At 37.6% G+C, this 22,329-nt stretch carries 19 protein-coding genes and 1 other annotated feature; of the genes, 15 read left to right on the top strand and 4 right to left on the bottom strand.

Annotated elements, in window-relative coordinates; all coding sequences use genetic code 11:
- Positions 1-2: 2 nt before the first annotated feature.
- Entirely contained in the window at positions 3-1,142 is a 1,140-nt protein-coding gene (gene tgt, locus JFT95_RS19710) for a tRNA guanosine(34) transglycosylase Tgt (RefSeq protein ID WP_002015319.1), read from the top strand.
- A gap of 27 nt (positions 1,143-1,169) precedes the next feature.
- A complete protein-coding gene (yajC, locus tag JFT95_RS19705) occupies positions 1,170-1,430 on the top strand; it encodes a preprotein translocase subunit YajC (protein WP_002015317.1) in 261 nt (86 codons plus the stop codon).
- Positions 1,431-1,467: 37 nt separating this feature from the next.
- Here yajC and JFT95_RS19700 read toward each other — a convergent pair whose 3' ends face one another.
- Positions 1,468-1,851 (bottom strand): TIGR04086 family membrane protein, encoded by a 384-nt coding sequence (locus JFT95_RS19700; RefSeq protein WP_002015315.1) that lies wholly within the window; start codon positions 1,849-1,851, stop codon positions 1,468-1,470.
- Positions 1,852-1,955: 104 nt separating this feature from the next.
- On the opposite strand from JFT95_RS19700, the gene JFT95_RS19695 reads away from it, so the two are divergent.
- Positions 1,956-2,612, top strand: coding sequence for a DUF421 domain-containing protein (locus JFT95_RS19695; protein ID WP_002165042.1), 657 nt, complete (start codon positions 1,956-1,958; stop codon positions 2,610-2,612).
- Between the two features lie 29 nt (positions 2,613-2,641).
- Here the strand turns inward: JFT95_RS19695 and spoVB are convergent, their stop codons facing one another.
- Positions 2,642-4,201 carry a stage V sporulation protein B gene (spoVB, locus tag JFT95_RS19690; protein ID WP_201053012.1) on the bottom strand — a complete coding sequence of 520 codons (1,560 nt, stop codon included), beginning with the start codon at positions 4,199-4,201 and terminating at the stop codon, positions 2,642-2,644.
- A gap of 186 nt (positions 4,202-4,387) precedes the next feature.
- On the opposite strand from spoVB, the gene JFT95_RS19685 reads away from it, so the two are divergent.
- From JFT95_RS19685 to JFT95_RS19635, 11 genes are all read left to right on the top strand, one after another.
- Positions 4,388-4,672: a post-transcriptional regulator gene (locus JFT95_RS19685; RefSeq protein WP_002143227.1), complete on the top strand. Its 285-nt coding sequence runs from the start codon at positions 4,388-4,390 to the stop codon at positions 4,670-4,672.
- 282 nt (positions 4,673-4,954) lie between these two features.
- Positions 4,955-7,219, top strand: coding sequence for a protein translocase subunit SecDF (secDF, locus tag JFT95_RS19680; protein WP_061689581.1), 2,265 nt, complete (start codon positions 4,955-4,957; stop codon positions 7,217-7,219).
- A gap of 307 nt (positions 7,220-7,526) precedes the next feature.
- Positions 7,527-8,420 carry a cation diffusion facilitator family transporter gene (locus tag JFT95_RS19675; protein ID WP_002034095.1) on the top strand — a complete coding sequence of 298 codons (894 nt, stop codon included), beginning with the start codon at positions 7,527-7,529 and terminating at the stop codon, positions 8,418-8,420.
- Between the two features lie 101 nt (positions 8,421-8,521).
- A complete protein-coding gene (recJ, locus tag JFT95_RS19670) occupies positions 8,522-10,843 on the top strand; it encodes a single-stranded-DNA-specific exonuclease RecJ (protein WP_201053011.1) in 2,322 nt (773 codons plus the stop codon).
- A gap of 65 nt (positions 10,844-10,908) precedes the next feature.
- Entirely contained in the window at positions 10,909-11,421 is a 513-nt protein-coding gene (locus tag JFT95_RS19665; RefSeq protein ID WP_002015305.1) for an adenine phosphoribosyltransferase, read from the top strand.
- 211 nt (positions 11,422-11,632) lie between these two features.
- Positions 11,633-13,816, top strand: a complete 2,184-nt coding sequence (gene relA, locus JFT95_RS19660) for a GTP diphosphokinase (RefSeq protein ID WP_002015304.1) — start codon at positions 11,633-11,635, stop codon at positions 13,814-13,816.
- Between the two features lie 17 nt (positions 13,817-13,833).
- Entirely contained in the window at positions 13,834-14,274 is a 441-nt protein-coding gene (locus JFT95_RS19655) for a D-tyrosyl-tRNA(Tyr) deacylase (protein WP_002015302.1), read from the top strand.
- 268 nt (positions 14,275-14,542) lie between these two features.
- Complete coding sequence (locus JFT95_RS19650; protein WP_001242605.1) at positions 14,543-14,719, top strand: hypothetical protein; 177 nt, start codon at positions 14,543-14,545, stop codon at positions 14,717-14,719.
- A 54-nt stretch (positions 14,720-14,773) separates the two neighbouring features.
- Positions 14,774-15,004: a binding site (T-box leader), on the top strand.
- Between the two features lie 69 nt (positions 15,005-15,073).
- Positions 15,074-16,345: a histidine--tRNA ligase gene (gene hisS, locus JFT95_RS19645; RefSeq protein WP_012261743.1), complete on the top strand. Its 1,272-nt coding sequence runs from the start codon at positions 15,074-15,076 to the stop codon at positions 16,343-16,345.
- 12 nt (positions 16,346-16,357) lie between these two features.
- Complete coding sequence (gene aspS / locus JFT95_RS19640) at positions 16,358-18,133, top strand: aspartate--tRNA ligase (protein WP_002015297.1); 1,776 nt, start codon at positions 16,358-16,360, stop codon at positions 18,131-18,133.
- 195 nt (positions 18,134-18,328) lie between these two features.
- Positions 18,329-19,096 carry a tRNA threonylcarbamoyladenosine dehydratase gene (locus JFT95_RS19635; RefSeq protein WP_000903181.1) on the top strand — a complete coding sequence of 256 codons (768 nt, stop codon included), beginning with the start codon at positions 18,329-18,331 and terminating at the stop codon, positions 19,094-19,096.
- A gap of 429 nt (positions 19,097-19,525) precedes the next feature.
- Here the strand turns inward: JFT95_RS19635 and JFT95_RS19630 are convergent, their stop codons facing one another.
- Together JFT95_RS19630 and JFT95_RS19625 are read right to left on the bottom strand one after the other, a co-directional pair.
- A complete protein-coding gene (locus JFT95_RS19630; protein WP_002034101.1) occupies positions 19,526-20,167 on the bottom strand; it encodes an RsfA family transcriptional regulator in 642 nt (213 codons plus the stop codon).
- A gap of 37 nt (positions 20,168-20,204) precedes the next feature.
- The gene (locus JFT95_RS19625) at positions 20,205-21,491 is read right to left on the bottom strand and encodes a replication-associated recombination protein A (RefSeq protein WP_002167638.1); all 1,287 of its coding nucleotides are present in this window, start codon (positions 21,489-21,491) and stop codon (positions 20,205-20,207) included.
- 393 nt (positions 21,492-21,884) lie between these two features.
- On the opposite strand from JFT95_RS19625, the gene cymR reads away from it, so the two are divergent.
- On the top strand, positions 21,885-22,301 hold the full coding sequence (cymR, locus tag JFT95_RS19620) for a cysteine metabolism transcriptional regulator CymR (protein WP_000704117.1): 417 nt from the start codon (positions 21,885-21,887) through the stop codon (positions 22,299-22,301).
- Positions 22,302-22,329: the final 28 nt, after the last annotated feature.

Here is a 22,329-nt window from a genome sequence, read left to right as displayed (position 1 = left end):
TTATGACAGCAATTCGTTATGAATTTATTAAAACTTGTAAACAAACGGGTGCGCGTTTAGGTCGAGTGCACACGCCACACGGCTCATTTGATACACCGACATTTATGCCAGTTGGTACACTTGCAACAGTTAAAACAATGTCACCAGAAGAATTAAAAGCAATGGATTCTGGCATTATTTTAAGCAATACGTATCATTTATGGCTACGTCCAGGCCACGAAATTATTCGTGAAGCAGGTGGCTTGCATAAGTTTATGAACTGGGATCGTGCAATCTTAACGGATTCAGGTGGATTCCAAGTATTTAGCTTAAGTGATTTCCGACGCATTGAAGAGGAAGGTGTTCATTTCCGCAATCACTTAAATGGCGATAAATTATTCTTATCTCCAGAAAAAGCGATGGAAATCCAAAATGCATTAGGTTCAGATATCATGATGGCATTTGATGAGTGTCCACCGTTCCCTGCTACTTTTGAATACATGAAAAAGTCTGTAGAGCGTACAAGCCGCTGGGCAGAGCGTTGCCTAAAGGCGCATGAACGTCCACAAGATCAAGGTTTATTCGGTATTGTGCAGGGCGGGGAGTTTGAAGAACTTCGTCGTCAAAGTGCGAAAGATCTTGTTTCAATGGACTTCCCTGGCTATGCTATAGGCGGTCTATCTGTTGGGGAACCGAAGGATATTATGAATCGTGTTCTTGAGTTTACAACACCACTTCTTCCTGATGATAAACCACGTTACTTAATGGGTGTAGGTTCTCCTGACTCGTTAATTGATGGTGCGATTCGCGGTGTTGATATGTTTGACTGTGTACTTCCAACTCGTATCGCTCGAAATGGTACATGTATGACAAGTGAAGGCCGCTTAGTTGTGAAAAACGCGAAATTCGCTAGAGACTTCGGGCCGCTTGATCCGAACTGTGATTGCTACACATGTAAAAACTATTCTCGTGCGTACATTCGTCACTTAATGAAATGTGATGAAACGTTCGGAATTCGTTTAACGTCTTATCACAACCTTCATTTTCTGTTAAACTTAATGGAGCAGGTGAGACAAGCTATTCGTGAAGACCGTCTTGGCGATTTCCGCGAAGAGTTCTTTGAACAGTATGGCTTTAATAAACCGAATGCTAAAAACTTCTAATACATAATTTAAAAGGAGGAACACAAGATGAATGCAGGTATGATGAATATCGTTATGATTGTTGCGATGTTTGCGATTTTCTATTTCTTATTAATTCGCCCGCAACAAAAGCGTCAAAAAGCAGTTGCACAAATGCAAAATGAAATCAAAAAAGGTGATGCTATCGTAACAATCGGTGGTTTACACGCTACAATCGAATCAGTGGATGAAACAAAAATTGTTGTTAAATCTGGTGGTGCACACTTAACTTTCGATCGCAATGCGATTCGTGAAGTTGTGAAAAACTAATGATGAAGGCCCTGCATGAAATGTGCAGGGCCTTTTTTTAACTATTTTGTTTTGACATATTTACACCGAAAATACCTCCGAGTGTACTCGCACCCATTAATGCTAATTGGTAGAGTAACTGTGAGTTCGATAAAGTTTGAGAGAAGCCTAAATAGTTAACGAGAAAGACGAGAATAGCGAATGTAAGGCCTGTTGTGAAACCTACTAGCCATCCTTTTCCTTGTGCCTTTTTACCAGCAATAAATCCAGACATAAGCATAGATAGAAGGGCTATTATAAAAATAATAATTACTAATGTCCCTTCATTAATATTCGTAAATTTTAATAAAAGAGCCATGATCATACTTGTAATAGATGCGAGGATTAATAGGGTAATAATACCGAAGCCGATTGCGCTCGATAATTTTTTCGTTCCATCCATTATGCATTCCCCCTTTTTAATACAAGCATATTTTCATTTTGTTTAAGTTAGACTAGTTTCTTTTTTTGTAGGGGAGCCTATAAGTAAAAAAAGGGGATGTAGAAATGGAATGGGTATCAATAATCGGACGAACAATGCTTTTGTATATAATCATTTTAATTATTTTTCGTCTTATGGGTAAACGTGAAATTGGAGAATTAAGTGTATTAGATTTAGTTGTATTCATTATGCTCGGTGAAATGGCTGTAGTGGCAATCGAAAATACAGATAAATCACTTTGGCATCAATTAGTTCCAATGACTTTTCTTATGTGTATACAAATTATTTTGTCGGTCATTTCTTTAAAGTTTCAGCGTTTTCGGCATTTAATAGAGGGGGAGCCTGCGATTCTTGTGAATGCAGGTAAAATTGATGAAAAAAAGATGCGGAAGCAGCGATATAACATAGATGATTTATTGATGCAACTACGTGAGCAAGGAATCGGAGATGTGCGTGATGTAGAATACGCTATTTTAGAACCATCTGGAAAGTTATCTGTCTTTCAAAAACAAAAAAGTAAAAAGAGCAAAAATGATACACCAATTTTTACACTACCACTAATTATTGATGGAGAAATTCAATACAATCATTTGCAAATGATCGAACATACAGATGAGTGGCTCGTTGAGAAACTGAATAACTTAGGTTATAAAGATGTGAAACAGATTTTATATTGTAGTTTTCAAAATGGACAGTTTTTCGTTGATTTGAAAGAAAATTAGAGGCCTACCATTTTGAATGGCAAGCCTGCTTACTTCAAAAATGAAAGTTTCCGAATGATAGGGAGACGACTTAATTCTTCTTTTCGAATGAGTTTGAAAACGAAGAGGAGAACGATATAAACGACTGTTGTTAAAGTGATTTCCCATAATGTTTGTATGCCAAGTGAATGAGAAAAAACGATATACTTATGAAGATAAAAACCGAAGGTACCAGCAATCCCGATAGCAATTCCGCCGAAAATATAATCTTTTGCGTAAATGGTAAATGCAATTTTCTTTAAAACAGTGGCGTAGTGAAGGAATGTTACGGTTACTATATTTGCTGCGATGGCGAGGGCAACCCCCATCATTTGGAACTCTGGGCGTGAAGCGAGTGCAAAGATAACGATTAATTTTACGATAGCGCCAATAAATGTGTTCATCATAGCAGCGCGTGCTAAGTTTAAAGCTTGCAACACAGATGTAAGGGGGCTTTGAAAATAATGAAATAAAAAGCAAGGTGCAAGAAGCTGGATGAATGCGGCCGCGTTGTCTGATCCGTACATGAGAGTTAAAACTGGAGAAGCAAATACATATAATATAACGACTGACCATCCGCCGGTTATTAAGGAAATTCGAAGTGCTTGTTGTAATCGGTGTTCCACTAATTTGTGTTGTCTCTTTGCCATTGCCTCGCTAATTGATGGGACGAGTGCTGTAGAAAGAGCGTATGTAATAAAGGCTGGCAGTGATAGAAGCGGGAACGCATATCCGTTTAATATACCGTATTGCTGAGTTGCGACAGAGGCAGCAACGCCGGCGATCGCTAAGCTTTGCATAACGACGATAGGTTCAAAGAAATAAGAAACGGAACCAATTAAACGGCTTCCTGTAGTTGGTAAAGCAATGTCCATAAGGGAATAAAACGTATTTTTGCTCTCCTTTACAGTAGTGAAAAATCCAGAGCGTATAGATAAATGTTTTTCGCGTTGGAATAAAGTAAGTAAAAATAATAAAGATGCAACTTCGCCAAGAACAGCTGATAGCATGGCACCGGCTGCAGCATATTCTACGCCGTAAGGTAAAAATAACCGAATGCATACAGCAATAATTGTAATGCGGACAACTTGTTCTATGACTTGAGCGTAAGCGCTCGGCTTCATGTTTTGTTTCCCTTGGAAATAACCACGTAAAACGGAAGAAACTGCAATAACAGGGACGACAGGTAAAATAGCCATTAATGGATAGTAAGTTCTTTCATCTGTTAATAATGTTTTTGCTAAAATAGGTGTGAGTAGCATAATCCCAATTGTTAAAATGATACTAATAATGGATGTAACGGCTAGCGAGACAGTTAATATTTTTTTAACCCTTTGCTTATCGTTCACTGCTTCCGCTTCTGCTACAAATTTTGCGATTGCAACAGGAAGGCCAATTTGTGTTAATGTAATTGCTAAAATGAAGGTGGGGACAGCCATCATATAAAGGCCAACGCCTTCTTCGCCTAAAATGCGTGCCATTACAATGCGGTTAATAAATCCAAGGATTTTGGTAATAAAGCCAGCTACCATTAAAATAAATGCACCTTTTAAAAAGCTTTGTCTCGTCATACTCTTCTCCTACCTTCTCAAAATCAATGGAATGATTTACAATAATTTATATGCACGTATGAGACAAGAATGACAAGCATTTAAGAGAGTGAAGTATGAATGGTACTCTTGAAAGAAGTTATTACTGTCCATTAGAGCGGGATTAAAAGCGACTTTTCGTGCTGAAATAAGAAGGAGATGTTATATATGTTGGATAATGAGGCTTTGGTAGAATCATACCGCGGACAGTTACAAGTCGTTTTAGAAAGTAAAGTAGAAGAGTTTCACATGTTTGGTTATGACCGAGTGACAGATAATGATATTTGGAAGTTTCTCAAGGTAAAAAAGTGGAAAAAGATAGACAGTGATGTTAGGTTGTATGCATTAGTAAATGATGTATTAAGAGTAAGTACTAATGAATATATGAATTATTTAACTGTTGAAGCATATCAAGCGCCACTTTGGTCGTTTGATGAATATGAAAATAAATAACCGACTGTAATTGGTTTGTTCTTCCTTTTGCAGTATAATGATAGGTATTGATAAAGAGGAATTAATTATGTCTAAGATTATATATAAAGGAGGTAGTGAAGAGGAAAAATAAATAATGAATAGTGTAGGTATTGTGAAAAGCTTACCGACACAGCTAGTGATGAACTAGCGGAAATACATGTATTTTATAGAAAGTAAGTCTACTAACTAGGCGTATGCACACGTGCAAAAATGAATCGTAAGAGATTTATTGAAAGTGTTAGTAGCAGAAAGAGGGTACATATGGCAAAGCGTGGTACAAGAATTGCCGCCTTTTTCCTCATCGTTTTATTAATTGGTGGAGTAATTGGTGCGGCAGGAAAAGACATAGCAAAAGGAATTAGTCTAGGACTAGACCTTCGCGGTGGTTTTGAAATTCTGTATGAAGTAAAACCAGCCAAAAAAGGTGATAAAATCGATCGTGATGCACTTGTAAGTACAGTAGGTGCTCTTGAAAATCGTGTCAATGTTCTTGGTGTAAGTGAGCCGAACATTCAAATCGAAGGGGAAGATCGAATTCGTGTACAGCTTGCTGGTGTACAAGATCAGCAAAAAGCACGTGAAATGTTATCAACACAAGCGAAACTAACATTCCGTGATGTGGATGATAACCTGCTTATGGACGGAGCGGATTTAAAAGGCGGTGGAGCGAAGCAAACATTTGATGAGCAAGGCCGTGCGAGCGTAGGTCTTACACTAAAAAGCGCTGAGAAATTCCGTGAAGTAACTGAAAAGATTTCAAAAATGCCACCACCAACGAATTTAATGGTAATTTGGCTTGATTTTGAAGAAGGAAAAGATTCATATAAAGCAGAATCTGCAAAACCGAATCCGAAGTTTTTATCAGCAGCAACAGTAAGCCAAGTATTTAACCAAGCTGAAGTATCTATCGTAGGTGGAAACTTTACAGTTGAAAGTGCGAAAGAACTTTCATCTTTATTAAATGCAGGTGCACTTCCTGTTGATTTAAAAGAAATGTATTCAACATCTGTTGGAGCGAAATTTGGTCAACAAGCATTAGAGCAAACGATTTTCGCTAGTGCGATCGGTATTGCTATTATCTTCTTATTCATGCTTGTATTCTACCGTTTACCAGGACTTGTAGCGGTTATTATGTTAGGTTTATACATTTTCGTTACATTACTTGTCTTTAACTGGATGCATGCAGTTCTTACGTTACCGGGGATTGCGGCATTAGTGCTCGGGGTTGGTATCGCAGTTGATGCGAATATCATTACGTACGAGAGATTGAAGGAAGAGCTTAAAATTGGTAAGTCGATGATGTCAGCATTCCGTGCTGGTAACCATCGTTCATTAGCGACAATTTTAGATGCGAACATTACAACAATTGCAGCAGCTGGTGTATTATTCGCTTACGGTAATAGCTCTGTAAAAGGATTCGCAACAAGTTTAATCGTAAGTATTTTAGTTGGTTTCATTACGAACGTATTCGGTACTCGTTTCTTACTAGGTTTACTTGTAAAGAGCCGTTACTTTGATAAGAAACTATCTTACTTTGGTGTTAAGGAAAAGGATATTATTCCATTAACAAAAGGTGTAGTACATCCACCGACGAGATTTGATCGTATTAACTTCGTAAATATCGGTCATAAATTTTTCTTATTCTCAATTGTAGTTGTAATTGCTGGGGCAATTATATTACCGATTTTCAAAATGAATCTTGGTATTGACTTTGCAAGTGGTACACGTATCGACTTGCAATCAAAACAAGCAACTACTGTTTCTAATGTTCATAAAGATTTGAAAGAATTGAACATCGATGTGAAGGAAGAAGATATTGTACCGACCGGAGATGACAATAAAGGTTTCGCAGTTCGTACAGTAGGTGTTCTATCGAAAGATGAAATTGCGAAAACAAAAACATTCTTCCACGATAAATACGGTACAGATCCGAATGTAAGTACAGTTTCGCCGACAATCGGTAAAGAGATTGCACGAAATGCATTTATCGCAGTACTAATTGCTTCTGCAGTAATCGTTTTATATGTAAGTATTCGTTTCCGTCTTACGTACGCAGTATCTGCAGTAATCGCATTATTACATGATGCATTCGTTATGATGGTTGTGTTTAGTCTTTTCCAGATAGAGGTAGACTTAACGTTTATCGCTGCGGTATTAACGATTATTGGTTACTCTATCAATGACTCAATCGTTACGTTTGATAGAAACCGTGAGTTATACAAACAGAAAAAACGAGTTCGCGACATAAAAGATTTAGAAGAAATCGTAAACTCAAGTATTCGTCAAACAATTGGTCGTTCAATTAATACAGTGTTAACAGTGTTATTCCCAGTAATCACACTACTTATTTTCGGTAGTGAATCACTGCGTAACTTCTCACTTGCATTATTAATTGGATTAGTTGTAGGTACATACTCTTCTATTTTCGTTGCTTCTCAAATTTGGTTAATGCTTGAAAACCGTCGTTTGAAAAAGGGCAAAAACAAGAAGAAGGTTGAGAAAGAAGAACCTGAACCGCAAGTATAAAAAAGATGATGTCTCATTATGAGGCATCTCTTTTTTCGTTTGTGGATACAATAAGATAGCAACTTTTGAAAGAATGAAATGGAATAAAGTGGTGATGTTATCGCTGATTTTGTTAAAATAAAGTGAAACTTTAATAAGTGGGGGTTTTGTTCATCCCCACTTATTATTAGCCCTCACCAATCGGGCTTTTACGGGCAGTTGATCTCCCACCTAACTTCCTTGTATTTGCCGGATTTTGAGGTGGGGGGCTTACTGCCCGCAAATAGCGGGATAAAAAGATAGGTTAAGAAAAGAAGGGATTTCAATTATGGAAAAAGATGAACGTTTTAAACAGGCCGAGTTTGGTGCTATTGTCGGAATCGTTGGTAATATTATATTAGCGATTGTAAAAGCGGTAATTGGTTATATTGGAAACAGTAAGGCACTTTTAGCGGATGCAGTGCATTCTGGATCAGATGTAATTGGCTCGTTAGCTGTACTTTTTGGATTACGAGCGGCAAAGCAACCGCCTGATGAAGATCATCCGTATGGTCATGGTAAAGCGGAATCGATTTCAGCGATTATTGTTGCGGTATTATTATTTATTGTTGGAATAGAGATAGCAATTTCGTCTATAAAAGCTTTTTCACAAGATTTGGAACCACCAAAAGGAATTACGATTTTTGCAGTTATTCTTTCGATTGTAGTGAAAGAAGGGATGTTTCAGTATAAATATCGATTAGGGAAGAGGATAAATAGTGCTGCAATTATTGCAAATGCATATGAACATCGTTCGGATGTGTTTTCTTCAATTGCAGCTTTAATCGGCATTTGTGCAGCTATTATCGGTGGTAAGTTAGGTATAGATTGGCTTGTATATGCCGATCCAATTGCGGGATTATTTGTTTCAATTCTCGTTGCTAAGATGGCATGGAGTATTGGAGCAGAAGCTATTCATGCAACGCTCGATCATGTTCTGCATGAAGAAGATGTTGTTCCGCTTAGGGAGGCAGTTTTTCAAGTGGAAGGTGTGAAAAAAATAGGCTCTTTATATGCAAGAGAACATGGCCACTATGTTATTGTCGATATTAAAGTATCTGTAGATCCATATATCACTGTAGAAGAAGGTCACCGCATCGGAAAACATGTAAAAGAAAAACTTATGAAACAAGATAACGTACAAAACGTTTTTGTACATATTAATCCGTATTCTCCAAATTAAACATAACAGATATTTAATTATATAGATATCGAATCGTAGTTTGCATTATATTGTCACCCCTTAATCTGTCTTGTATAATGGATAGGTTAAGGGGTGATTTCGTGTTACAACCGAAGACGCGTTGGAAAGAAAAAGAATATAATGAGGAACTAGTGAGTGAATTAGCAAATAAATTGCAACTATCACCTCTTGTGACTTCATTATTTCTTGGCAGAGGCTTAAATACAGAAGATAAGATTGTAGACTTTTTAAATACAACAGATCAAGAATTTCATGATCCATTTTTACTTGAAGGAATGGATCGGACTGTAGAACGTGTGAAAAAAGCTATTGAAAATGGAGAACAAATATTAATATTTGGCGATTACGATGCGGACGGAGTAAGTAGTACGACTGTGTTATATCTTGCTCTCAAAGAATTAGGTGCAGAAGTAGAGTTTTATATTCCAAATCGTTTTACTGAAGGCTATGGGCCAAATGAAGAAGCGTTTCGTTGGGCGCACAGTGCAGGGTTCTCACTAATTATTACTGTCGATACTGGTATCGCAGCGGTACATGAAGCGAAGGTAGCGAAGGAACTTGGAATAGATCTTATTATTACAGATCATCATGAGCCACCACCAGAATTACCAGAGGCACTTGCGATTATTCACCCGAAATTAGAAGGCGGTGTTTATCCGTTTCATTATTTAGCGGGTGTTGGTGTTGCATTTAAAGTTGCACATGCACTTTTGGGCCGTGTGCCAGAGCATTTGTTGGAAATTGCAGTAATCGGTACGGTAGCCGATTTAGTATCGCTTCATGGTGAAAATAGATTGTTAGTACAGCGTGGACTGAAGCATATGCGAATGACTCGGAATATCGGTTTAAAGGCATTATTTAAAGTTGCTAACGTTTCGCAAAGCGAAATTACAGAAGAAAGCATCGGGTTCGCACTCGCACCTCGTATTAATGCAGTTGGTCGTTTGGAAGATGCAACACCTGCTGTACACCTTTTATTATCAGAAGATCCAGAGGAAGCGAAAGAACTAGCTGAAGAAATTGATGAGCTGAACAAACTTCGAAAAGATATTGTAAAGCAAATTACTGAAGAAGCTATCGCTGAAGTCGAAAATAATTTCCCGCCAGAAGAAAATAAAGTATTAGTCCTTGCAAAAGAAGGTTGGAATCCAGGGGTAATTGGAATTGTCGCTTCTAAGTTAGTTGAACGTTTTTATCGTCCAACGATTGTATTAAGCATTGATCCTCATAAAGAAACAGCAAAGGGATCGGCTCGTAGTATTGCAGGATTTGATTTGTTTGCAAACCTTTCAGATTGCCGTGAATTGTTACCGCATTTCGGAGGTCATCCGATGGCAGCGGGAATGACGCTTAATATGAATGATGTGGATGAATTAAGACGCAGATTAAATGAGCAAGCTGATGTAATTTTAACAGCAGAAGATTTTATTCCGATTACAGCAGTGGATGCATTTTGTAAAGTAGAGGATGTAACGCTTGCCGCGATTGAGGATATGCAAAAGTTAGCGCCATTTGGCGTAGGAAATCCGAAACCGCGTATTGCGGTGAAAGATGCCGAATTAGAAAGTATCCGTGCAATTGGATCTGATGGTTCACATTTAAAAATGGCTCTTCGTGATGGACAAGCAACACTGGACACGATTGGATTTGGATTTGGTACTTATGCGAAAGAAATCTCTCCAGTTGCGAAGGTTTCTGTAGTAGGAGAAGTGTCCATTAATGAATGGAATAACTTTAAAAAGCCGCAATTAATGGTGCAAGATATTGCTGTAGAGGCATGGCAATTATTTGACTGGCGTAGTATGCGTAATGTAGAAGCAAATTTAGCAGAACTTCCGAAAGAAAAAATAACATTGGTGTATTTTTCTGAAGAGGTATTGAATAAATTTTCTTTAGAAGGCTATAAAGAACAGCTCGTGTATGCATCAGAGGTAGCTCATTTTGATGATCAATACATTGTGCTACTTGATTTGCCGAAAGGAACAGATGAATTAGGTGATGTATTTAAGGCTGGATTCCCAGCTCGAATTTACACGCTATTTTATCAAGAGAATAATCATTTATTTAGTACGGTCCCAACGAGGGAACATTTTAAATGGTACTATTCTTTCTTAAGCCAAAAAACACCATTTTCTTTAAGGCAATATGGGGAACAACTGTGTCGTCATAAAGGTTGGTCAAAAGATACAGTAAATTTCATGACACAGGTGTTTTTTGAGTTAGAATTTGTTACAATAAAAGACGGTGTCATTTTTATGGCAGACAAAAAACAAAAGCGTGATTTAATTGAATCGAACACATATCGTGAGAAAATGAACCACTTACAATTAGAGAAAGAATTGGTTTATAGCACATATCAGCAACTATATACATGGTTTGAAACGATTCGTGATCATAAATAAGTAGAACAGTTAGGGTAAAGGATTTGTATTTACAAACCTTTTATATCTGAGGAGGATTCAGAAATATGGATTTCAAGCAACATATCGCAATTGTACCAGATTATCCGAAAGAAGGTATTGTGTTTAAAGACATTACACCTTTAATGAACGACGGAAAAGCATATAAAGCAGCAACAGATGCAATCGTTGAGTATGCAAATAAAAGAGACATTGATGTTGTAGTAGGACCAGAAGCTCGTGGTTTTATTATTGGTTGCCCAGTTTCTTATGCATTAGAAGTAGGTTTCGCACCAGTTCGTAAATTAGGAAAATTACCACGTGAAGTAATTACAGTTGACTACGGTAAAGAATATGGAACGGATGTTTTAACAATCCATAAAGATGCAATTAAGCCAGGCCAACGTGTATTAATTACAGATGACTTATTAGCTACAGGTGGAACAATCGAAGCGACAATTAAACTAGTTGAAGAACTTGGTGGAGTTGTAGCAGGAATTGCATTTTTAGTAGAGCTTACTTACTTAGATGGTCGTAAAATGTTAGATGGTTACGATGTATTAGTATTAGAAAAATACTAATCATTATATAGGTGAAACTACGGTGATAAAAAAGTACCCGTGAATCTCTTGGAGAGGAGCGGGTACTTTTGTATAATTGCACAAAAAAACATGGTGAAATGTCAGTAAAATCTTTTCCTTTTCACAATTCACAATCATTGGGTTATAATGATAGAATATAATTTATTCTATTCAATAAAGATAAAGTCAATTTTCAATAAAAGGTGATTCGATGGCAAATGAGCAAGTACTAACAGCTGAACAGGTACTCGAGAAAGCAAGTCAATATTTAGCGGATGGAGATATTGAGCTAGTGGCACGTGCCTATGAATATGCGCGTGATGCACATAGCGAACAATATAGAAAATCGGGTGAACCATATATTATTCACCCAATTCAAGTTGCAGGTATTTTAGTTGATTTACACATGGATCCGGCTACAGTATCGGCAGGTTTCTTACATGATGTAGTGGAAGATACAGAAATTACATTAGAAGACATTGAACGGGAATTTAATAAAGAAATCGCTATGCTTGTCGATGGTGTTACAAAGCTTGGAAAGATTAAATACAAATCCCATGAGCAGCAACAAGCAGAAAACCATCGCAAAATGTTTATTGCAATGGCTCAAGATATTCGAGTTATTTTAATTAAACTAGCTGATCGTCTTCATAACATGCGTACATTGAAACATTTGCCTCAAGAGAAGCAGCGTCGCATTGCGAATGAAACGTTAGAAATCTTTGCACCTTTAGCACATAGACTCGGAATTAGTACTATTAAATGGGAGTTAGAGGATACGTCACTTCGCTATTTAAACCCGCAGCAATATTATCGTATTGTGAATTTAATGAAGCGTAAACGTGCAGAGCGTGAAGAATATTTAGATGAAGTAATGACTGGCATTCGCGAGAAATTAAAAGAGGTTTCAATTCAACCTGAGATTTCTGGAAGACCAAAACATATTTACAGTATTTATCGTAAAATGGCATTGCAAAATAAACAATTCAATGAAATTTACGATTTACTAGCTGTACGTGTCGTTGTGAATAGTATTAAAGATTGCTATGCGGTGCTTGGAATTATTCATACGTGCTGGAAACCAATGCCAGGTCGTTTTAAAGATTATATTGCAATGCCGAAAGCAAATTTATATCAATCTCTTCATACGACTGTAATTGGACCAAAAGGTGATCCGCTAGAAGTGCAAATTCGTACGAAAGAAATGCATGAGATTGCAGAATTCGGAATCGCGGCACATTGGGCGTATAAAGAAGGTAAAGCAGCAGAAACAACGGGTACATTAGAGAAGAAACTAACTTGGTTCCGTCAAATATTAGAATGGCAAAATGAAGCTTCTAATGCAGAAGAATTTATGGAGTCATTAAAAATTGATTTATTCTCTGACATGGTATTCGTCTTTACACCAAAAGGCGATGTAATGGAATTACCACTTGGCTCTGTTCCAATTGATTTTTCGTATCGTGTCCATTCGGAAATTGGAAACAAGACAATTGGTGCAAAAGTAAATGGGAAAATGGTGACGCTTGATTATAAGTTGAAAACTGGTGACATCATTGAAATTTTAACATCGAAACATTCGTATGGTCCAAGTCAAGATTGGGTAAAGCTTGCTCAAACATCTCATGCGAAAAATAAAATACGTCAATTCTTTAAGAAACAACGTAGAGATGAAAATATTGAAAAAGGCCGTGAACTTGTTGAAAAAGAAGTGCGTGGCTTAGAGTATGAGATGAAAGAAGTATTAGCGCTTGATAATTTAAAACGTGTCGCTGAGAAGTTTAACTTTGCAAATGAAGAAGATATGTTTGCAGCAGTTGGATATAACGGAATTACAGCAGCGCAAATTGTTACGCGACTAACGGACAAGTTCCGTAAACAACGTGAAGAAGAAGACATCGTTGAAGTTAAAGAAGTTCGTAAACCGATGAAAATTCGAAAATGGGATTCTGGTGTAAAGGTAAGTGGTGCAGATAATTTGTTAATTCGTTTATCAAAATGCTGTAACCCAGTTCCAGGCGATGATATCGTTGGGTATATTACGAAAGGTCGAGGCGTATCAATTCACCGTTGCGATTGCGTCAATGTGCATACAGAAGAAGCGGTGGAGCGTTTACTAGAAGTAGATTGGGAAGGTAGTCCTGAAAAAGAAATTGAGTACAATGTTGATATTGAAATTTCAGGCTATGATCGTCGTGGTTTATTGAATGAAGTATTACAAGCTGTTACAGAAACGAAGACGTATATCTCAGCTGTTTCTGGTAGAAGTGATCGTAATAAGATGGCAACGATTAACATGTCGATTTCTATTCGAAACTTACAACACTTGAAAAAAGTAGTAGAGCGCATTAAACGTGTTCCAGAAATTTATGCCGTACGACGCATGATGCATTAATAGGGAGTGTAGAAAAGATGAGAGTTGTTTTACAACGATCAAAGGAAGCGTCTGTCACAGTAGATGGCGAGATTGTAGGACAAATTCCATTCGGTTTAACATTACTAGTTGGCATTACGCATGAAGATACAGAAAAAGATGCAACTTATATCGCAGAAAAAATTGCAAACCTACGTATTTTTGAAGATGAGAGCGGAAAGATGAACCACTCTGTACTTGATATGAAGGGACAAGTTCTATCTATTTCGCAATTTACATTATACGGAGATTGCCGTAAAGGAAGACGTCCAAACTTTATGGATGCTGCGAAACCTGATTATGCAGAACATTTATATGATTTCTTTAATGAAGAAGTTCGTAAACAAGGACTGCATGTGGAGACAGGACAGTTCGGAGCAATGATGGACGTTTCTTTAATCAATGATGGTCCGGTGACCTTAATTGTAGAAAGTAAATAGTGTTGCCGGGGAAGAGAGGATTATAGGTCCTCTCTTTTTTCATACATTGTTGTATGTTTTGTTCATTTATCCCGCTATTTGTGGGAGATCCACTGCTCGTAAAAGCCTGATTAGTGAGGGCTAATAATGAGTGGCGATGGACAAAACCCCTATTCATTAAAGTTTCACTTTATTTGGAATCAATAGCTGTTTCGGTTATGTATAACTCTTTCATCAATATGGAACAATAAAAAGTAAAACATCTATATTGAATGTGAGGGATATACGTATGCGTATGAATGAAAAAGGGCATTCTGTTACAAATGGTGCAAATCAACTGTTTAACGTAAATTTTCATGATTTTATTTCAAAAGAACAAAACAATACTTCAATGGAGCTTGCTTCTGAGTTTGGAATTTCACTACAAGATGTAAAGCGCCTAAAGAAGCAAATTGAGCGCTCTTAGAGCACTTGACAATCCTACTCAACAAACGTATAGTAATTTTATATTTACATATGAATATAGCCGTTGATAGAGGAGAGTAAATGAGATACACATGGAAAGAGAAGAAATGTCCTAGGCTGAAAACATTTCTACATGATGACTGATTGAATGACACTCTGTAGGTTTCAACTTGAAAGGCTTATACGCTTAGTAGAGATGAACGCAAATTTAAGCGTTATTAAAAAAGTGGAAGCATACGTGCTTCAATTAGGGTGGCACCACGGGTATAATACTCTCGTCCCTACTGTTCAAACAGTAGGGGCGGGAGTTTTTTTATTTTTATTAAGATTAAAACAATTTGAGGAGGAACTGAATATGTCTATTCAAATCCCACGCGGAACGCAAGATATTCTTCCAGGTAGTGTTGAGTTATGGCAGTATATCGAAGGGCAAGCGCGCGACATTTGCCGTCGTTACAATTATAAAGAAATTCGTACACCAATTTTTGAGCATACAGAGCTATTTTTACGTGGTGTTGGTGATACGACAGATATCGTACAAAAAGAAATGTATTCATTCCAAGACCGTGGAGAGCGTAGTTTAACATTACGTCCAGAAGGTACTGCGCCTGTTGTACGTTCTTACGTTGAAAACAAAATGTTCGGTGATGCAACACAACCAACGAAATTATACTATATTGGTCAAATGTTCCGTTACGAAAGACCACAAGCAGGTCGCTATCGTCAATTCGTACAATTCGGTATTGAAGCAATTGGTAGTAACGATCCAGCAATTGATGCAGAAGTAATTGCACTTGCTGTAGAGTTTTACCGCGGCATGGGCTTAAAAAATATTAAAGTTGTATTAAATAGCTTAGGTGATGCAGCGAGTCGTCAAGCGCACCGTGATGCGTTAATTGCTCATTTTGAGCCGCGCATCGGAGAATTCTGTTCTGATTGCCAATCTCGCTTAGAAAAAAACCCTCTCCGTATTTTAGACTGTAAGAAGGACCGTAATCATGAATTAATGAGCACGGCACCATCTATTACAGAATACTTAAACGAAGATTCAGCAGTATACTACGACAAAGTACAAGAACTACTAACGATGATGGATGTTCCATTTGAGAAAGATCCGAATTTAGTACGTGGTTTAGATTACTACCAACACACTGTTTTTGAAATTATGAGTGAGGCAGAAGGTTTCGGTGCTATCACAACATTAAGTGGCGGTGGCCGTTATAACGGACTTGTACAAGAAATCGGTGGACCGGAAATGCCAGGTATCGGTTTTGCGATGAGTATTGAGCGTTTAATTATGGCGCTGAAGGCTGAAAATATTGAGTTACCAATTGAACATAGTATTGATTGTTACGTTGTAGCACTTGGTGAAAAAGCGAAAGACCGTGCTGCAAAAGTTGCGTTCGATCTTCGTAAAGCTGGATTATCAGTTGAAAAAGATTATTTAGATCGCAAAATGAAAGCACAATTTAAATCTGCAGATCGTTTAAATGCGAAATACGTAGCTGTACTAGGGGAAGATGAGCTAGATAAAGGCATCATTAACTTAAAAGATATGGCAACAGGCGGACAAGAAGAAGTAGCGTTAGATGTATTTGCTTCATATGTAGCAGAGAAATTAATATAGGGGGAACTTAAAGTGGCTGAAAGAACACATGCATGCGGAAAAGTAACAGTAGAAGCGGTTGGACAAACAGTTCAATTAAAAGGTTGGGTACAAAAACGCCGTGATTTAGGCGGATTAATCTTTATCGACTTACGTGACCGTACAGGTATCGTACAAGTTGTATTTAATCCAGAAACATCAAAAGAAGCGTTAGAAGTAGCAGAAACGATTCGTAGCGAATACGTATTGCACGTAGAAGGTACAGTTGTTGAACGTGGTGAAGGCGCAATTAATGATAATATGGCAACTGGTCGTATTGAAGTACAAGCATCGAAAGTAAATGTATTAAACGCAGCGAAAACAACGCCAATCATTATTGCTGATGATACAGATGCATCAGAAGATGTGCGTTTAAAATATCGTTACTTAGACTTACGTCGTCCTGCAATGTTCAACACATTCAAAATGCGTCATGACGTAACGAAAACAATTCGTAACTTCTTAGATACAGAAGAGTTCTTAGAAGTTGAAACACCAATTTTAACGAAGAGCACGCCAGAAGGAGCTCGCGACTATTTAGTACCAAGCCGTGTGCATGATGGTGAATTTTATGCATTACCTCAATCTCCGCAGCTATTTAAACAGCTTCTTATGGTCGGTGGATTTGAGCGTTACTATCAAGTAGCACGTTGTTTCCGTGACGAAGATTTACGTGCGGACCGTCAACCGGAATTCACGCAAATTGATATCGAGGCATCATTCTTAACACAAGATGAAATTTTAGAAATGATGGAGCGTATGATGACGAAAGTCATGAAGGATGCAAAAGGTGTAGAAGTTAGTGCACCATTCCCTCGTATGAAATATGCTGATGCAATGGCTCGCTTTGGTTCTGATAAGCCGGATACACGCTTTGAAATGGAACTAAAAGACCTATCTGAATTTGCAGTAGGTTGTGGATTTAAAGTATTTACAAGTGCTGTAGAAAACGGCGGACAAGTAAAAGCGATTAACGCAAAAGGTGCAGCGAGCAAATACTCTCGTAAAGACATCGATGCATTAACTGAATTCGCCAAAGTATACGGTGCAAAAGGTCTAGCTTGGCTTAAAGTTGAAGAAGACGGCTTAAAAGGACCGATTGCGAAATTCTTCGGTGAAGAAGAGGCAAACGTGTTAATGAGTACATTAGAAGCGGATGCTGGTGACTTATTACTATTCGTAGCAGATAAGAAAAGTGTTGTTGCAGATAGCTTAGGTGCACTTCGTTTACGTCTAGGTAAAGAACTCGAGTTAATTGACGAAAGTAAATTTAACTTCCTATGGGTAACTGATTGGCCACTTCTTGAGTACGATGAAGATGCAGATCGTTACTTCGCAGCTCACCACCCATTCACAATGCCATTCCGTGAAGACGTTGAGTTATTAGAAACAGCACCAGAAAAAGCACGTGCACAAGCATATGACCTTGTATTAAACGGTTATGAGCTTGGTGGTGGATCACTTCGTATTTACGAGCGTGACGTACAAGAAAAAATGTTCAAAGCACTTGGATTCTCACAAGAAGAAGCACAAGAACAATTCGGATTCTTATTAGAAGCATTCGAATACGGTACACCACCACACGGCGGAATCGCATTAGGTTTAGACCGTCTTGTTATGTTACTTGCAGGTCGTACGAACCTTCGTGATACAATTGCATTCCCGAAAACAGCAAGCGCAAGCTGCTTATTAACAGAAGCGCCAAGCCCAGTTGCAGAAGCTCAGCTTGAAGAGCTAAGCTTAAAATTGAGCTTGAAAGAAGAGAAGTAAGAATAGAGTCTAGATGGTTATACTAACCCCATCTAGGCTTTTTTTATAGAGGTTGTTTAAAAAGTCCGGTTTACATTATGTTTTCCTTGTTTGAAATATGTATTTTTAGGAATTCTATAACTTTTTCTATACAAATAGTCGGAAAAAGGCTAGAATACATGGTAGACCATTTTTGTAATAGGAGTGTAGAGCTGAATGTTACATCAATTTTCACGTAATGAATTAGCCTTTGGAAAAGAGGGCCTTGAAATATTAAAAAATAGTACAGTCGGTATTTTAGGTATTGGCGGCGTAGGATCATTTTCGGCAGAAGCGTTAGCACGTTCTGGCGTAGGACGTCTTGTATTAGTTGACAAAGATGTTGTAGATATTACAAACGTAAACCGTCAAATTCACGCGTTAGTATCTACTGTAGGACGTTCAAAAGTAGAATTAATGAAAGAGCGTATTGCAGATATTAATCCAGAGTGTGAAGTAATTGGACTAGAGATGTTTTATACAGATGAAACATATGAAGAGTTCTTTAAACACGGTTTAGATTTCGTAGTAGATGCATCTGATACGATTACGTTCAAAATTCATTTAATTAAACAATGTTTACGTCGTAAAATCAAAATCATCTCATGTATGGGTGCGGCAAATAAAATGGACCCAACTCGTTTCCGTATTGCGGACATTTCTAAAACACATACAGATCCAATTGCGAAAGTAATTCGTACGAAGCTTCGTAAAGATGGTATTAAAAAAGGTGTAAAAGTTGTCTTCTCTGACGAAAACCCAATCGTAATTCGTGAAGAAGTACGTAAAGAAATCGTACCAGACGAAAATGCAAAAATTCGTAAAGCGAAATTACCACCTTCATCAAATGCATTCGTACCATCTGTGGCAGGCCTAATTATGGCAAGTCACGTTGTACGTGAACGTATTAAAAACGTTGAAGTGAAGCGTGTAGGGCAAGAATAAAAGGAAAGCATATATCCGTCTAGGATATATGCTTTTTCTATTATGTTTTAAAGAATTGCAGATATTTGCAATACTAATAATTCGAATGTAAGTAATCCTAATAAAGAATAATCGTATTTATCCGACTTATAGGCGGAAGTCTTTTTTAAACTTTGAGTGGTAAAAAGTCCTAATGTTAGAACGAGAATACCGAGTGTTATTTTGAAGACTATTAATGAAATAGCGACCATCTCCTTTCAAACATATATCTTTATAGTAACATTCAAGTGAGGAATATCCAATTATTACCTGATATTTCTTTGTGTGAACTTGAGGTTTATTTTTGTCAATTTTTGTCTGTAAATCGATGTAACTTCATTTAAAAATATACTTTTTACCGAAGAAAAAAGATGCCACACAGTCAGAAACCCCGACTAGGTGACATCCTTTTTAGTTTTCTGCAGAATAAATAATATCTAAATTACCATTTTGATCTGTCTTGAAAATTGGAGCGATCTGTTCTTCTTGTTCTTCAACTGAAACAAGTTTTCGAGCACGATCCATAATTCTAACAAGCATTGCATAATCTTCTTCGATTGCTTGTTGTTTTTTTGTGAGAACAGCTAATTTTGCTTCAAGTTCATTATTCATTTTTTGCAGGGAAGTGAGCTGATCTTGTAATACGTCATTTTCAGTTTGCAACTTTGCGAGTGAAGGGTTATTGTGCTCCAAGTTTTGCAAAAATGAGATGACATTTTGCATTGTAAGATCTTGTTTATTTGGGACAATATCTTCTGAAAACTCGGCATCGATTACGAGCTGCCGAGTTTGTGTGAACTGCTCTTTTTCTATTTTAGCTTCCGAACGCTTTAATTCTTTACGTTGTTTTTTTGCGATTTGCACCGCATCTTCATAATATGGTCTTACTTCAGCATTCCATCGAAAGCCACAAGCTGCTGAAGTTCGGTTTAATGTATCACCAACTTCATCGAATGCTTTTATTTGTGTACTTCCGCTGCGAATATGTCGTAAAACAGTTTCTGCTAAAAGGAGATCGTCTTCTTTTGTCCATGCATCTTGACGTGTTTTCATAAGCGAACCCTCCGTAATGGTGACGTTTTCGCTTATATTACCCTTTATTCTTCGTTTTATGCGAACTTTGTAATCTTTCATAAACAGTAGAAAGTACTTGTTCAAATTTTCCTGTCGTTTTCGGTTTATAATATTGCTTGTTTTTAATTTTATCAGGTAAGTATTGTTGTTGTACCCAACCGTTTGGGTGATCGTGTGGATATAAGTATCCGATGCCTCTTCCTAACGATTCGGCTCCTTTATAATGACTATCTTTTAAATGACTTGGAATATCGCCTGTTTGGCCATTACGTAAATCGTGTAGTGCGGCATCGAGTGCTTTATAGGCCGAGTTTGATTTCGGTGATAGACAAAGTTCAATAACAGCATTTGCAAGTGGTATGCGTGCCTCTGGGAAGCCGACCCGTTCAGCTGATTCAATCGCTGCAAGTGTACGTTGTCCAGCTTGTGGGCTAGCAAGTCCGATATCTTCATATGCCATAATAAGCAGACGTCTACCGATGCTTTGTAAGTCACCAGCTTCAATAAGACGTGCTAAATAATGAAGTGCGGCGTTCACATCACTTCCGCGTACTGATTTTTGAAAAGCAGATAAAACGTCATAGTGAGCATCGCCACCTTTGTCGTGAACGAAACTCTTTTTCTGTAAGCATTCTTCTGCGATTTCAAGTGTAATTTCCGCGGCTTTGTCGTCAGTTGTAAAGCTAGATAAAACAGCTAGTTCAAGTGCATTATAAGCTGAGCGCATATCTCCGCCTGACGCATTTGCAAAGTGATGTAATGCTTCATCCGTAACAGTTACATCATATTCCCCAAGCCCTTTTTCTTTATCTTCAAGCGCTCGTTTTAAGCCAATTAAAATATCATCTTCTGTTAATGCGTGTAATTCGAAGATTTGACAACGACTTCGAATAGCAGAATTAATAGCATGGAACGGATTGCTTGTCGTTGCACCAATTAAAGTAAGGAGTCCGCTTTCTAAATGGGGTAATAGAAAGTCTTGCTTCGCTTTATCTAGCCTATGAACTTCATCCAAAATTAAAACGAGGTGCCGATGCATCTTCGCTTCTTGTACGACAACTTCCATATCTTTTTTATTGTGAGTAACAGCGTTTAAGAGGCGAAACAGGGTTCCAGTACTTCCTGCAATTGCGCTAGCGATTGATGTTTTTCCTGTGCCTGGAGGACCGTATAAAATCATTGATTGAAAATGATTTGCTTGGACCATACGCCATAAAATCTTGCCTTCACCAACTAAATGCTGTTGTCCGATAATTTCTTGAATATTTGTAGGGCGCATTCGATGTGCGAGTGGTTGTTTCATTTGACCCTCTCCCTTAATGTATAATCTCATTCTATCGTACCATTTTTTTTGATGAAATTTGAAATAGGATGCTGTTTTGTGGGGGGGATGAATATGAATATTCCTATTTTTCTTTCAATTGTAATAATTTCCGAGTTTTTCAATGTGATTTTATGTTATCATTTTGATACACAAGTTGAAATTTCTTATAATACTATATTATGCTATAATTTCATAGGATTTTAAATTGTGTTCTTTTATAAAGTGAAACTTTAATTAGTGGGGTTTTGTTCATCCCCCACCTAACTTCTTTGCTCCAGCCGAATTTTGAGGTGGGAGTTTTACTGCCCGCAAATAGCGGGATAAATAAGATATAACCAATAGAAGTGAAAATTTGAAATGAGGTGCAAATAGATGAAGATTTCAACGAAAGGCCGCTACGGCTTAACAATTATGATCGACCTTGCAAAAAAGTTTGGTGAAGGCCCAATTTCATTAAAATCAATTGCACAGGCACATGACCTATCTGAGCATTACTTAGAGCAATTAATTTCACCACTTCGTAACGCTCGTCTTGTAAAGAGTACGCGCGGGGCATATGGCGGATATGTATTATCTGATCAGCCAGTCAACATTACAGCTGGAGATGTAATCCGTGTACTAGAGGGTCCAATTAGTGTTGTAGAAATGATAGAAGAAGAAGAACCAGCACAACGCCAATTATGGATGCGTGTTCGTGATGCAGTGCAAGAAGTATTAGATAGTACAACTTTAGAAGATTTAGTACGTTATGAGGAAGAAAATCACGGGGGCTATATGTTTTACATTTAATTCCTTGTGAAACGATTTGGAAAGAAGG

It is taken from the genome of Bacillus sp. TH17 (genome assembly GCF_016651125.1).
GTDB classification, from domain to species: domain Bacteria; phylum Bacillota; class Bacilli; order Bacillales; family Bacillaceae_G; genus Bacillus_A; species Bacillus_A mycoides.
Note: the sequence above shows the minus strand (reverse complement) of the source record. Positions and strands in the feature narration are given on the sequence as shown.